This is a genomic window from Novosphingobium sp. ERW19 (assembly GCF_012641315.1).
GTDB lineage: Bacteria > Pseudomonadota > Alphaproteobacteria > Sphingomonadales > Sphingomonadaceae > Novosphingobium.
This window is the reverse complement of record NZ_JABAIC010000007.1, coordinates 160612-174772: the sequence shown is the minus strand read 5'-3', so window position 1 is coordinate 174772 and position 14161 is coordinate 160612. Positions and strand designations below refer to the sequence as shown.

Here is a 14161-nt window from a genome sequence, read left to right as displayed (position 1 = left end):
CTCTCCGCCTGACGGTCATTGCCCAAGGGGGATTAGGGCAGGCGTAACAGCGATATACGCTCCGCCACCATGACCCAGACCCCCTCCCACGCCATCGAGCGTGCTTTCGTGACGCTCGCGGAAGGCCAGCTGCATTTGCGAAGGCTCCCCGCTGCCGATGCCAGCGCAACGCCGATGCTGCTGCTGCACGCCTCGCCCGCCTCGTCCTGGTTCATGCAGGACTTCATGATGGCCCTGCGCGCGGCAGGGTGCATGGGGGAAATCATCGCGCCGGACACCCTGGGCAATGGCGATTCGGTTGCGCCTGCTGAAGCTGATCCGGAGATCGGCTACTTTGCCGGATCGATGGACAGGCTGTGCGTCGCACTGGGCCTTTCCCGTGTCGACGTCTATGGCACGCACACCGGCGCGCGCATTGCCTGCGAATTGGCCGCTGCCCACCCGGAGCGCGTGCGCGCCGTGATCCTCGACGGCATTACCGAATACGACGACGAACTGCGCGAAGCCGTGATTGCCAACTATGCGCCCTCGGTCGAACCGGACGAATATGGCCGCCACCTGATCTGGGCCTTCAATTTCTGCCGCGATCAGGCGCTGTTCTTCCCGCACTTCATGAAAGTGCCGGACCGCCGCCTGGCCGTGCCGATGCCGCCGCCGCAAGTCCTCCATCGCATCACGCTCGATGTGCTGAAGGCGCTCGACACCTACCACAAGCCTTACATCGCCGCCTTCCGCTATCGCAGCTTCGAGCGCATGGAGCAGGTCAAGGCCCCCACCCTGCTGCTCAAGCCCGAGAGCGAGCTGGCCCTGCTCAACGCCTCAGTCGCCACCGCGCTCGAACGGCTTGCCAACGGCCACTCTGCCGCGACCCCGGGCGACGCTGCAACAAAGGCCGCCGTCATTGCCGCCTTCCTTGCGGAGAACGCGGCATGAGCGCAACCGCAAAGGACGCCCGCCTCTCGATCGGCGTATGCCTTGGCTTCAGCGTCGGCACGGTTGGCGTGTCGATTATGCTCAATACGGTGACGAGCTTCTATCCCGCCTTCATGTCGACAGTCCTCGGCCAGTCGCCAGAGATTGCCGGCTACCTGCTGATGATCTCCAAACTGGCTGACGCGGTGATCGACGTCGTGGTCGGCTCGATGTCCGACAACGCCCGCACCCGCTGGGGCCGGCGCAAGCCGTTCCTGCTGGCAGGCGCCCTGCTTTCGGCCGTGTCGTTCCTGATGCTGTTCGCTCCGCCGGTCCTGGGCCAGGGCGCACTGATGGCGTGGATGATCGCGGCCTTGCTGATCTATTCCACCGCCTATTCGCTGTTCAACGTGCCCTACATGGCGCTGCCTTCGGAACTGACCGACGGGTTTCACGAACGCACGCGGCTGATCTCCTTCCGCACCGTGTTCGTCTCGATCGGTCAGGTGCTGGCACTCGCCGGGACGGCTGCGCTGGTGCAAAGCGGCGGCGCAGGACGCGGCGGCTACGCCACGATGGGCCTCGTCATGGCCCTGATCATCGGCGGCGCGATGACCGCGACGGCACTGTCCATCCCTGTCCGTCATGCCCCCGAGGGCATGCAGCGCGCCGCCTCTCACATGCCGACCCTGTCCCAACTGCGCGCGATCGGACGCAATCGTCCGTTCATGATGCTGCTTGGCGCCAAGGTCTTCCAGTTCCTGTCCTTCGCCTCGGTCGCCTCGACCATGCTGCTGTTCATGCTGAACGTGGTGGGCATCGGCTATGACGGGCAGATCGTGCTGGCGATGACGCAGAACCTCGTCACGGCGCTCGCCATGCCGCTGTGGGTGTGGACCGGCAAGCGCATCGGCAAGCGCCGCACCTACCTGATCGGCGTGGTCCTGTTCTGCGCTGCTGCGCTCAGCTGGCTGCTGGCCGACTCGTCCATCGGCACTATCGGTATCGTCTCGCGCGGCTTTGTCAGCGGCCTTGGTTCGGGCGCGCTCATCCTGATGTCGATCTCGATGCTCGGCGATACCCAGGCCTATGACCGCCTGCTGACCGGAGAGGCGCGCGAAGGCCTGCTGTCGAGCGCCATCGCCGTGGTCGAAAAGGTCAGCTTCGCGCTGGGCGTTGCCGTGCTGGGCGTGTTTCTGCGCTGGCTGAACTATGTGCCGACCACCGGCGGCGCCATCATCCAACAGCCGCCAAGCGCGATCCTTGCCCTGAAACTGGGCTTTGCCGTGATTCCTGCGGCGATGTTCGCGATCAACGGCCTGTTCCTGTGGTTCTACGATCTTGACGAAGACAAGATGGAAGCCACCCGCGCCGCCGTATTGCCTGCCTGACGTATCACCGAAGGGCGGACAATCGGGCAATTTCAATCGGAACCCTCAAGAGCCGGAACATAGTACAGCCATGCCGACATATCCTTCCATCACGCGCGCCTACACGCGCTGCCGTCACGGGCAGATGCACTACCGCGTGGCAGGCCCGGCCGATGCTGCAAAAGTGCCGGTGCTTCTGCTCCACCAGAACCCGTCGTCGGGATACGAATACGAAGCCCTGATCGACGCTTTGGCCTCCGATCGCCGCGTCTTCGCCTTCGACACGCCGGGTTACGGCATGTCCGATGCACCGCCCTCGCCTCCCGGCATGGCAGGGTACGCCGCCGACTTTTCCGATGCACTCGATGCGCTCGAGGTAGATGGCCTGCTTGCTGGCCCGATCGATCTTTACGGCTTCCACACCGGCACGCTCCTGTGCAGCGAACTGGCCATCGCACGGCCCGACCGCGTACGCCGCCTGGTCCTCACGGGCATCCCCATGTTTCCGGCCGACGTGTCGGCCAAGAAACTGGACGAGGCGCTGAACTACCCCGCGCCCGAAGAAAGCGGCGAATCCACGCTGACCCTGCTGCGCAATCTCTGGAACTACGTCGTGACCTCACGCGATCCGGCGGTGCCGCTGCAAAAGGCCGTGTTCAATTTCGCCGACAAGGCGCGCGTGCTTGATCGCTTCACCTGGGCCTATCAGGGCGTCTGGAGCTGGGATTACTCCCGGCTCGGCCTTGTTGCCCAACCGGCACTTCTGCTCCAACCTGCTGAAGACCTTCTCGAAATGTCCAAGGCAGCCGCCGCGCTGATGCCGCACTGTTCCATTGTCGAAATGCTCGATCTCGATCGCGACATCTTTGACGTAGCTCCTGAACGGATTGCCAATGACCTCCGCAGTTTCTTCGATCACGCCTGACCTGCCCATCGCGCAGGTCTCGCACTCGGTCCTTCACCCCGCCTTCATCGCGCGCGAGGTTGCCCGCCGCTATCCGATGAAGGGTGAGATCACCTGCTTCCTGCTCTATCGCGGCATGAACGACGTCTATCTGGTCGAGGACGAGACCACCAAGTACGCCCTGCGCGTCTGGCGCAAGACCTATCGCGATGTCGATGACGTTGCCTACGAACTCGATTTCCTCGCCTACCTACAGGACAACGCCTTCCCGGCCTCCGTTGCCGTGCCGCAGCACGATGGGCGCCTCTATTTCAAGGTCTCCTCGCCCGAGGGCGAGCGGGCGCTGGCCATGTATGATTGGGCGCCAGGCGTGAAGTTTGGCGAGCGGCTGTCCAACGAAACCGCGTTTCGCATTGGTGCGGCCATGGCCGAAATGCACCTCCACGGCTTCAAGTGGGCCGGCGAGGCGCACAGGTTCTCGACCAAGACGGCCAAGGACTACAACATCTGCATGCCGGCGCTCGTCGCCTTCGTGAACGACCGGCCCGAAGACCTGCGCGACTATCCGCAGATCGCCGCCGCGCTCGACCGGCGGCTCGACGAACTGGCCGCCAGCGGTGAGGTTCCGCTCGGCGTATGCCACCGCGATTTCCACCCCAGCAATGTCCACGTGGCCGAGGATGGCGCGATCACCTTCCTCGATTTCGACGCGGCGGGTGAGGATTTCCTCATGCAGGACGTCCAGAACTTCGTGTGGGGCAACCTGTTCTACGGCTTCGATCCCGCCATCGGCGAGGCCTTCGAAGCAGGCTACGAAAGCGTCCGCCCCTTCACCCAGGCCGAAAAGGACAACCGCGAGCTGTTCCTGATGGCCAAGGCCTTCCGCCTTGTTGCCGGCATGGCGGAAAGCTCGACCGCGGTGGGCCGTGGCACGCTGCGCTTCCGCAACCTCGATTGGCTGGGCGACTACATCAAGACGCGCGCCCGCGCCTGCGGCCTGATCTGATCGTGGCAACAGTAGCCGACGGCATGGCGCGCCCCGCGCCTCTGGCGCAGCGGGCATGGCTGACCGTCGGCATCCTGTTCCTTGCCGGTATCCTGTCGATCATCGACAGGTCGGCGATCAACCTGCTGGTCGATCCGCTCAAGGCCGATCTTGGCATCACCGATGAACAGATCGGCCTGCTGCAGGGCCTCGCTTTCGGCCTGTTCTATGCCTGCATGGGCATTCCCATGGGCATGGCGGCAGACCGCTTCTCGCGCCGCAACCTCATTGCCTTCGGCATCACGGTGTGGAGCCTGGCAACGATCGGCAGCGGCCTTGCACAATCCTTCGGTGAGCTGTTTGCCGCACGCCTGCTGGTCGGTTTTGGCGAAGCGGCGCTCAGCCCTGCCGCCATTTCCCTGATCGCAGACCTGTTCCTGCCCGAACGACGCGGACGTCCGATTGCCGTGTTCATGACCGGCCAGGGCCTTGCCAACGGCATTGCCATCTCGGTCACCGGCGTGATCCTTACCGCTGCGGCAGCCGGTGCCTTCGCAGGCCTGCCGGTGATCGGCGGGCTTGCCGCGTGGCGTCTGGCGTTCCTTCTGTTCGGATCGGCAGGCCTGATCGTGGCGGCCCTGCTGCTGATACTGGCGCGCGAACCGGCACGCGGCAGGGTGCAAACCGGCCCCCGCCGCGCGCCGGGCACAGAGGAGATACGCTGCTTCTGGCGCAATCGCACCGTCCTCCTGCCGCTCTACTTCGGCTTCGCGATCTGCTTCACCGTGGCCTATGGAGCCTCGGCCTGGGCACCGACGATGCTGATGCGCGGATACGGCGTCTCGCCCGCATTCCTCGCCGCGTGGCTGGGGCCAATGGCCATGGCCTTTTCCGCAATCGGCCCGCTGATCGGCGGCACGATGCTCGACCGCTCGATGAAAGGCGGCAGGCCGATGGCCCGTTTTGCCATTCTCACCTTCACGCCGCTCTTTGCGATTCCTTCCGTGCTGGCGGTCATGGCGGGCGAGGTTCATGTGGCCGCGTTCCTCGTCGCCTCGTCTGCGGCCGTGTTCTCGGTCGTCGGCACGGTCATGCTTGCCACCCTGCAATCGGTGGTGCCGCCGCACATGCGCGGCAGCGCCGTGTCCTTGACGCTGGTGATGAACACCCTGCTTGGCGCGGCCCTTGGCCCGCTGCTGGTCGCCAGCCTGACCCAGCGCGTGCTGGGTGACGATGCCCAGGTCGGCTGGGCCATCGCCATGGTCTGCCTGCCCTGCCTTGCCGTGGCGAGCGTGCTCTACGCCCTTGCCCGAAGCCGCATGCGCGCCGCCCTCGCCTCGGGCGAGACCGAATGCGCCCGCCTCCTGGCCGCCGAGGCACAAGCGCGCGCCTGACCACCTCAAACGGGAGTTCCTCAACATGAAGATCTTGCGAATGTTCGGCTTCATGGTGGCTGTGGGGCTGGGCCTTCTTGCCCTGATCCTGCTGACCATGCGTGCGGGCTGGTGGAACCCCTCGTATGAAAGCGTCCTGAAGGCACAGGCCGGCGCACCGTCCACCTTCGAGACTTACGGCACGGCCCGCATCCACATTCGCGATGAAGGCCCGCGCGATGGTCCGGTCATCGTCATGCTTCACTCCTCGATGACCAACCTGCGCGAATGGGACGTCTGGACCGACGCGCTGAAGGACCGCTACCGCGTGATCCGCTTCGATTGGCCGCCCTATGGCCTGTCGACCGACAGCGCGCCCTCCACCGGCATGCCCGGCGTCGTGAAACTGCTCGAGGCCATCGTCGAGGCCAAGAAGGTTGAGCGTTTCGCCATCGTCGGCACCTCCAGCGGCGCGACTGTCGCCACGCTCTATGCCTCGGCCCATCCGGAGAAGGTCACGGCGCTCGCACTTTCCACCCTGCCACTCAAGGCGCCGCCTCCCAGCGACTTCAGCCGCGTGATGATGGCGATGGTATGGACGCACGAAAACCTCGTGCCCAACTACTACCCCCGCTTCTACTACCGCCGCGCGCTGGCCGAACTCTATGGCCGCCCGGAACGCCTGACCGACGAGACGGTCGAATGGTACTACCTGACCAACAACATTCCCGGCGGCTTCGAAAAGGTGCGCCAATACTATCAGGCCAACCTCAAGGCCGTCTGGTCAAAGGGCGCAGGCGATGATGCGGCGCGGGTCAAGGTGCCGGTGCTGCTGCAATGGGGCGATGCCGACCCGGTCCTGCCCGCCTATCTCGCCGACGATGCGGTCAAGCAGTTCTCCGGCACCAAGGTCGATCTGATCCGCTACCCCGATCTCGGCCACTACCCCATGCTCGAACTGCCGCAGGAAACCGCGAAGGACTTGCGCGCATGGTTCGACAAGACGCTGGCCCCGGCCGCAACAGGGCCCGCGAAGTGACCGCGCCCGATCTCGCCGGAGCCTGGGCCCTGCACGGCATCACGATGGGACCGGACGGCGGCATCCTCTATGAATGGGACGCCGACCTTGCCATCCAGCAGTCCGCCGATGGCATTGCGGTGGCGATCGAGACGAGCGGCTTCAAATCCTCGCGCTCGGTCAGCTTTGCCGAAAAGCTCACGCCGCTGCCCGAAGGCGGCTGGCACTTGCGCTATGGCTATGAAGCCGATGGCGCGCACGAGGGCACCGCGCCCGGCCAGTTCTTCGGCCTGTCGCAGCTGACCTTCGCCCCCGACCTCCAGACCGCTGAGGGCTCATCATGCAATTACAACGGCCGCTACGTCGTCATGCAACTTTCCGCCAGACGGCTCGCCTGCTGACAGCAGCGCTGGCACTGGGCTGGGCAACCCTTGCCCAGGCCCAGACCGCAGAACCAGCGCCAGTGGTGCCATCCGACACCGTCCTGCGCCAACGCTACGCCTTGCCCGGTTCGCACTTCGCCAGGATCGCGGACGAGGACATTCACTACGTCGACGAAGGCAAGGGGCCTGCAATCCTGCTGCTGCACGGCTCCTTCGCCAACGTGCGCCAGCTCGATGGCTGGGCCAAGGTGCTTTCCCGCAAGTATCGTGTGATCCGCTTCGACCAGTCCCCCGGCGGCCTTTCCGGTGGCAACCCGCGCGGCGACTATTCAACCACGCAGCGCATCGCCGTGATCGACGGGCTGATGGACAAGCTCGGCGTGCAGAAATTCGTGCTGCTCGGCACGTCCAGCTCCGGCGTTCTGGCCACCGCCTATGCAGCGGCTCGCGAGAGCCGGCTCAACGGGCTCATTCTCGCCAATATCGCCGTTGCCGATTTTGCTCTCGATTTCAGCACCATGCCCAAGGCGCTGCTGGACGCCGTGGCAGAAGACCGCACGCACCCCACCTTCCACCGCCCGGAGTTCTGGCGCCAGATCCTGCTCGCCAACATCACCGACGACAGCCAGGTTACCCCCGAACTGGTCGAACAATGGACCGTGCTCAACAACCGAGCCTTGCGCGATGCCGAATCCATGCGCGCCATCCGCGAGACGAAGTTCTCCTTCGCCAGCTCGGGCGAGGATCTCAAGCACATCGCCACGCCCACGCTGTTCGTCTGGGGCCGCGACGAGCATGAAACGCCGCTGGAAACGCACGGCATTCCGGGCTTTGCGATGTCGGTCGCCAAGGACAAGACGCTGGAGCTGATCCCCGGCTGCAGCCACATGATGCCGCTCGACTGCCCGGTGCAGAGCGCCGCGCGCATGCTGCCTTTCCTTGATCGGGTGACGGGGCGGTAAAACCGCCCCGCCCGCAGCGTCAGGCCACAGCGTCCCGCGCCGCGACCCCTGCGCGCACCAGCGGGATCAGGTCGCGGCCAATGCCGATCACGTCGCCCACCGGATCGAAGCCGCGCAGGATGAACTTGTTCACACCGGCATCGTAGTAGTCCATCAGCGCATCGGCCACTTGCGCGGGCGTGCCCACCAGCGCGCCCGAATTGCTCTGCCCGCCGCGCAACTGGTTGATGCCGTTCCAGAAGCACTTTTCCAGACGGTCCCCACGCGCCGCAAGCTCAGCCGTTCGCTTGAAGCCATCGGCCTTCACCGCCGCGGTGTTCTTGTCGAGCTTGCCGAGATTTGCGGCGACTGTCTCGCGGATAGCGTCGGCTCGCGCCCACGCGGCCTCCTCGGTCTCGCCCAGCACCACGCGGATGGAGCACAGGAAATCGGGCTTGCGGCCGAAGGGTGCCGCCGCTTCACGTACCTTGCCGACCACTTCGGTCATGCCCGCAACCGTGTCGGACAGGGTGGCGAAGGTATCGCAGTACTGGCCTGCCACCTCGAGCGCAGCGGGGCTCATGCCGCCGAAATAGACCGGCACGTCGCGGTTGGCCGGCTTGATCGCCGCGAAGCCGCCGGTGAACTTGAACCACTTGCCCTCGTGCGTGATCGGCGCCTCGCTGGTCCACATCGCGCGCAGGATCTCGATGTATTCCTTGGCCCGGTCATAGCGTTCGACCTTGGTCAGGTAGTCGCCATCGGCCTGCGTTTCCTCGTCGCTCGCCGCCGTGATGATGTGCACGCCAAGACGGCCCGGCATCAGCCGGTCGAGCGTCGCCAGCATGCGCGCGGCCATCGTCGGCGGAATGAAGCCGGGACGATGGGCAAGCATGACGCCCAGCCGCGTCGTATTGGCGGCAATCGTCGCGGCAATGGTGAAGTTGTCCGGCATCACCGCCGCATTGGCGACGAGCACCTTGTCATAGCCCCACGCGTCATGCAGCCGCGCCATCTTGACGATGCCTTCGGGATCGAACGTCTCGAACGGCAGCGGCGCGATCTCGCTCGATATGTTGTGGTTTATCAGTCCATTGATCTCGACAGGCATCGCGCGCTCCCAGCTTTCGGCCCAGTTTCCGGAATGGTGCGAAGTCTATGCACTGCCTCTCGCTGACGAAGCCGCCTCACAACCCTGACCGCCTGTCGGAGCCAAGCCGATGCCCACGCGCCGCTCACGAAAAAGCCCGCCGGAAACTTGTTCCAGCGGGCCATTCCATTGTGCGAGCAGCGCTTACTCGCCGCCGCGCTGCAGCGCCTTGGCCACTGCCGGCGGCTTGGGGGGCGACCAACCGGCCGGGACCGGGGCCGGCGTCTGTTCGCGGGCATAGTTTTCAAGGCTCGACAGCGAAGGACCATAATCCTCGGTCGGCGCATGAAGCCACTTCTCGTCCATCGCGCGAGCAGCGGCGACCAGATCTGCCGGCAGGCCCTTCTCGCCTTCGGGGATGGTCTGGAAGTGGGTGAAGTAGTTCACGTGGCCTTCGGCCTGCCCCATCAGCATCCATGGCAGCCACGGCGTCGTGCGCGTCCATGCGCCAATGTGCGGGATATGCGTCAGCCTCGGGTTCTCCACGTCCTTGCGCAGAACGGTGAAGATGAAGTGTTCCGACACGCGGTTCATCGGACCCGACGATTCGCGCACCCACTTTTCGGGATTCAGCGCGTTCGGGTACTGCATGTCGATGTCGGTGCGCAGGATCATCGTGCCCTCGGGGCCGAATTCCCAATCCTGCAGGAACGGCTGCCGCGGCGGCTTGTCCTTGTTCATGCCGCCGTAGGACGGCGGTTCCGGCATCCACTGGCTGATCGTGAAGTTGAACGGATCATTGGCGATCGGCACCACCTTCACCGTCTCGTCGGTGTAGGGATTGTGCCAGGTCTTGAGGATCTCGCCCGACTGCAGATCGCGATAGAACACGACCTCGCGCAGCATGCGGCGATAGGAGCCGTCTTCCAGACGCTTGGTACGGGTGAAGCTGAAACCTTCGACCCCGAACAGCGCGCGGATCGGCTCGTTCGGGCGCACGCCATAAGCCTTGCCCTTGAGCCAGCCGCACTTCTCCTTCGTCGGATCGATGTCGGCGTCGATGCGGACGTAAGTGTCGCGGTTCCACTCGGGGTCCTTGAAATCGATCTTGGTCTTGAAGGCAGGCGTGAGCTTGCTCGGCCCCTGCGAGCCCTTGGCAGCAGCGGCAACAGCGGGCGACATGGCCATGCCAGCTGCAAGGCCGGCAAGGCCAAGGCTGCCGCGGCGGGTGATTTTCACATCATCCATCTAGTCTTCATCCAATACGGGTGTTGAAGGTTCTCTGTCGTCCAGACACGCCCCACGCTGCATCTGTCCGCAGGCAGCTTGACCTGTTCCGCGAGTCTTTCGCACGGCAGTGCAGAGCGCTGTTCGCTGTGCGGATAGCACGATGCCACCCCTGCACCATTGCCATATCGCCGAAACATCCCGCTTCTATCATCTGGGAGCAGCTGTTGCCATCTCGCGCTATCCGAAGGGCGGATGGCATGGCAGGCCAACTGTCAAACCCGGCTGCAACCTGTTCCTCTCCAGCTTTCATGGGCGGGAGGTTGATTGCAGGACATGGACAGCACACGATCCGGACGCAGCCTGGGCGAAGGCAAGGGTGAGTTCCGGCGCGGCTGGCCGATCCTGCTGGCATCGCTCCTGGGCATCGGCTGCGGCCTTGCCGCCATGCCATTCTACACGGCTGGCGTCTTTGCCCCGCACCTTGCGCGCGAGTTTGGCTGGTCGCTGGGCGAAATCATGGCCGGTCTCACCATCACCACCGTGACCGTGATCGTCGCCGCGCCCGTGGCGGGCATCCTGTGCGACCGCTATGGCACGCGGCCGGTTGCCGTTGCCTCGCTCGCCTGTTTCGGCCTCGCTTACCTGTCGCTGGCAACGCTCGGCAATTCGCTGATCCGGTTCTACGCCACATGGATGATCGCCGCAGCGCTCGGCGCGGGCACCTTGCCGATCACCTTCACGCGGACCGTCAACCAGTGGTTCGACCACCATCGCGGGCTGGCGCTGGGCCTCGCCATGACCGGCACCGGCCTGTTCGGCGTGGTGTGCAAGCCGCTCCTGGCGTGGGTCATCGGGCTTTACGGCTGGCGTGGGGGCTATGTGGCGCTCGGGATGCTGCCCCTGCTTGTTGCCATCCCGATGGTCCTTCTGCTTTTCCGCGAACAGGCCGGCAAGCCGGCAAATGCCGTGGCGGCCGTCGCCCGGGTCGATCAATCTGCCGAACTGCCCGGCTTCACGCGCGGAGAGGCGCTGCGACACTGGCGCTTCTGGCTCATTGCCGTGATCCTCGTGCCGATTTCCTTCGCCCTGGCAGGGGCAGTCCCCAACCTCGAGCCGATCCTGCTCGATCGCGGCATCGATGCGGCCACAATCCTGACGCTTACCCCGCTTGTCGGCCTCTCCTCCATCGGAGGACGGCTGATCGGCGGCTGGCTGCTCGATCGCTTCTGGGCGCCGGGCGTGGCGTTCGTCCTGCTGGGAATGCCGGCGGTTTCATGCCTGATCCTGGCGAACGGCCAGCTCGATCCCGGCATGGCGCGCTTTGCCATCATTCTGATCGGCTTCGCCCTCGGCATAGAATACGATGTCGTCGCCTACCTCACTTCGCGCTTCTTCGGCCTGCGCGCCTACGCCGCGATCTACAGCATGTTCTATGTCTGCTTCTCCACCGGCGCAGGGTTTGCTCCGCTGGTGTTCGGCATGATTCGCGATCGCACGCAGGACTTCGCACCGGCCTTGATGGCGTCGGCGATTATTCTTCCACTTTGCGCGGCAGGCTTCCTGTTTCTCGGGCGATATCCGCAACTTACGCCCAGCAACAAAGGCGAGTCTGCCATTTGACATATGGATATATCAATATAACAATATGGGCTGGTTTGACGCGCTCCACGCGTCGCCGATCGTGAGGGATCCGACATGACCAGCCACCGTTTCCTGCTTACCTCGATGCTTGCGCCGCTTGCCCTTGCAGCCGGCACCGCCCACGCCCAAAGCGCGCCCGCGTCCACGCCCCAGGCAGACGCCGAAGCCATCCCTGAATCGAAGGGCCTGGAAGAAATCGTCGTCACCTCGCAGCGTCGCGCCGAAAAGCTGCAGTCGGTCCCGGTCACCGTGTCGGCCTTCAACGAAAAGATGCTCGAGCGTCTGGCAGTGTCGGACACCATCAGCACCTCGAAGTTCGTGCCAGGCATGATCTCGAACCACAACGCCGGCCTGGCCTCGGCCAACACGTTCTACCTGCGCGGCCTTGGCAACTCGCAATCGACCGCGACGTTCGATGCGCCGGTCACCACTTACGTGGACGACGTCTACATCGCCCGCCAGAACGCCAACAACTACGCCTTCTTCGATACCGAGCGCGTCGAAGTGCTGCGCGGACCGCAGGGCACCCTGTTCGGTCGCAATACCACCGGCGGCGCCATCGCGGTGATCATGCGCAAGCCTTCGGACGAGGCCGGGCTCAAGATGGAAGTCACCGCAGGCTCCTATCAACGCTACACCATGAAGGCGAGCGTCGACCTGCCGGTGAGCGAAACCGTGCGCACCAAACTTTCGGGCTTCGTCGTGCAGGATCGCGGCTACCTCAAGAACATCACCACCGGTGACTGGCTGAACGGCGAGAAGAGCTACGGCGTGCGCGGCGACGTGCGCTTTTTGCCGACCGATGCGCTGACCATCGACGTCTCGGCCGAATTCACCAGCAATTCCAGCACCTACACCGGCCTGCGCAACATCCCCGGCAAGAACCCCTACGTGAAAACGGCGGTCACCCAGCCGGTCTTCTACGAAAGCGCCGCCGGCCTGTCGCAAACGGGCTGCAGCAAGAACAACGTCAACACGCTGCTCACCCTCGAAAAGGGCAACTGCAACCTGTCCGAGACTTTCGCGATCGGTGGCAACGTAAACTACGATCTCGAAAACGGTTCGTTGACCTACATCTTCGGCTACCGCCATCTCGATCAGGGATACATCAACGAATACAACGCCTCGGCGGTCAACAAGTACGCTGGCTACATCCTCGTCGACAACGCCATCCACGAACAGCACAGCCACGAACTGAAGCTGAACTATTCGCTGGGTGACACGATCGACCTCGTCACCGGCCTGTTCTACCTCAAGGAAACCTCGGACGATCGCCAGACCAGCTTCTCGGGCGGCACCACTGCGTTCCGCCCCATCCAGGATGCGCTCTACAAGCATCAGGTCGAAACCGCCGCGTACTACGCCCAGGCCGATTTCCACGCCACCGAGCAGCTGACGCTGACGCTTGGTGGCCGCTACACGTGGGAAGAGAAGAACCTCAAGCTGATCAAGTCGACGCAGTTCCCGACCCTGTCCTACGACAGCTCGGCGGTAACCGCGTTCGGCATTCCCCTGAAGCAGACGATCAAGCGCTTTACCCCGCGCTTTGCCGTGGACTACAAGGTAAACCCCGATGTGATGCTGTTCGCCTCGGTCACCAACGGCTTCAAGTCGGGCGGCTGGAACGGCACCGCCTCGCTTCCGCAGAACGCCGTAACCTTCCGGCCGGAGAAGACCTGGTCTTATGAAGCCGGCGTCAAGTCGGAGCTGTTCGATCGCAAGCTGCGCTTCAACCTGACCGGGTACTACGCCCGCACGCGGGACCTTCAGGTCACCGCTGGCGTTGCCAACTCGCTCGGCGTGATCGCATCGCTTCCGTTCAACGCCGGTACGCTCGATGTCTACGGCATCGAAGTCGAGGCGACGGCGAAGTTCGGCAACCTCAGCCTCTTCGCCAACCCGTCGTACATGCATGGCCGCTACGTCTATATCTCGCCGCTGGCAACCACGCTCAGCACGCAGCTGACCCCGGTTCGCGTCCCCACCTTCCAGTTCAGCAGCGGCGCGTCGTACGACATTCCGGTGTCGAACCTCGGCGGCTATTTCACCGGCAGCGCCACGTGGCGCCACAATTCGCCGTACTGGGTGGCAGTCCTCAACACCACGCGGACCACGACCGAGAACTTCGTCGACGCAGCTATCAGCTTCACCACCGACGACGACCGCTATCGCGTTTCGTTCGAGGTCTCGAACCTGACCGACCAGCGCACCGTCACGGCGAACTTCCTCTCGCTGTTCCCCGGCGATCCGCGCCGCTTCACCGGTCGTCTCCGCGTGAAGATCTGACCGTCCAGCGGACAGGCGCAGCGTAGCT

The 14161-nt window shown here is 64.3% G+C and carries 12 protein-coding genes; 10 read left to right on the top strand and 2 right to left on the bottom strand.

Annotation, left to right across the window (positions count from 1 at the left end; translation table 11 throughout):
- Positions 1-69: 69 nt before the first annotated feature.
- From HGI46_RS14835 to HGI46_RS14800, 8 genes are all read left to right on the top strand, one after another.
- Positions 70-933 (top strand): alpha/beta fold hydrolase, encoded by an 864-nt coding sequence (locus HGI46_RS14835; RefSeq protein ID WP_168904866.1) that lies wholly within the window; start codon positions 70-72, stop codon positions 931-933.
- Positions 930-2303, top strand: a complete 1374-nt coding sequence (locus HGI46_RS14830; RefSeq protein WP_168904865.1) for an MFS transporter — start codon at positions 930-932, stop codon at positions 2301-2303. The genes HGI46_RS14835 and HGI46_RS14830 overlap by 4 nt, the downstream gene beginning before the upstream one ends.
- Positions 2304-2373: 70 nt before the next feature.
- Positions 2374-3207, top strand: coding sequence for an alpha/beta fold hydrolase (locus tag HGI46_RS14825; protein ID WP_168904864.1), 834 nt, complete (start codon positions 2374-2376; stop codon positions 3205-3207).
- Entirely contained in the window at positions 3176-4192 is a 1017-nt protein-coding gene (locus HGI46_RS14820) for a phosphotransferase (RefSeq protein ID WP_168904863.1), read from the top strand. The genes HGI46_RS14825 and HGI46_RS14820 overlap by 32 nt, the downstream gene beginning before the upstream one ends.
- Before the next feature lie 2 nt (positions 4193-4194).
- On the top strand, positions 4195-5565 hold the full coding sequence (locus HGI46_RS14815; RefSeq protein ID WP_346766742.1) for an MFS transporter: 1371 nt from the start codon (positions 4195-4197) through the stop codon (positions 5563-5565).
- 25 nt (positions 5566-5590) lie between these two features.
- Complete coding sequence (locus HGI46_RS14810) at positions 5591-6583, top strand: alpha/beta hydrolase (protein ID WP_168904862.1); 993 nt, start codon at positions 5591-5593, stop codon at positions 6581-6583.
- Positions 6535-6963, top strand: a complete 429-nt coding sequence (locus tag HGI46_RS14805) for a hypothetical protein (RefSeq protein ID WP_168904861.1) — start codon at positions 6535-6537, stop codon at positions 6961-6963. The genes HGI46_RS14810 and HGI46_RS14805 overlap by 49 nt, the downstream gene beginning before the upstream one ends.
- A gap of 65 nt (positions 6964-7028) precedes the next feature.
- The gene (locus HGI46_RS14800; protein ID WP_346766741.1) at positions 7029-7907 is read left to right on the top strand and encodes an alpha/beta hydrolase; all 879 of its coding nucleotides are present in this window, start codon (positions 7029-7031) and stop codon (positions 7905-7907) included.
- A 19-nt stretch (positions 7908-7926) separates the two neighbouring features.
- Here the strand turns inward: HGI46_RS14800 and HGI46_RS14795 are convergent, their stop codons facing one another.
- Together HGI46_RS14795 and HGI46_RS14790 are read right to left on the bottom strand one after the other, a co-directional pair.
- Positions 7927-8997 (bottom strand): LLM class flavin-dependent oxidoreductase, encoded by a 1071-nt coding sequence (locus HGI46_RS14795; protein ID WP_168904859.1) that lies wholly within the window; start codon positions 8995-8997, stop codon positions 7927-7929.
- A gap of 183 nt (positions 8998-9180) precedes the next feature.
- On the bottom strand, positions 9181-10224 hold the full coding sequence (locus tag HGI46_RS14790) for a DUF1838 family protein (RefSeq protein WP_168904858.1): 1044 nt from the start codon (positions 10222-10224) through the stop codon (positions 9181-9183).
- Positions 10225-10539: 315 nt separating this feature from the next.
- Between HGI46_RS14790 and HGI46_RS14785 the strand changes: the two genes are divergently transcribed.
- Positions 10540-11826, top strand: a complete 1287-nt coding sequence (locus HGI46_RS14785) for an MFS transporter (RefSeq protein ID WP_168904857.1) — start codon at positions 10540-10542, stop codon at positions 11824-11826.
- Between the two features lie 75 nt (positions 11827-11901).
- On the top strand, positions 11902-14133 hold the full coding sequence (locus HGI46_RS14780; protein WP_168904856.1) for a TonB-dependent receptor: 2232 nt from the start codon (positions 11902-11904) through the stop codon (positions 14131-14133).
- Positions 14134-14161: the final 28 nt, after the last annotated feature.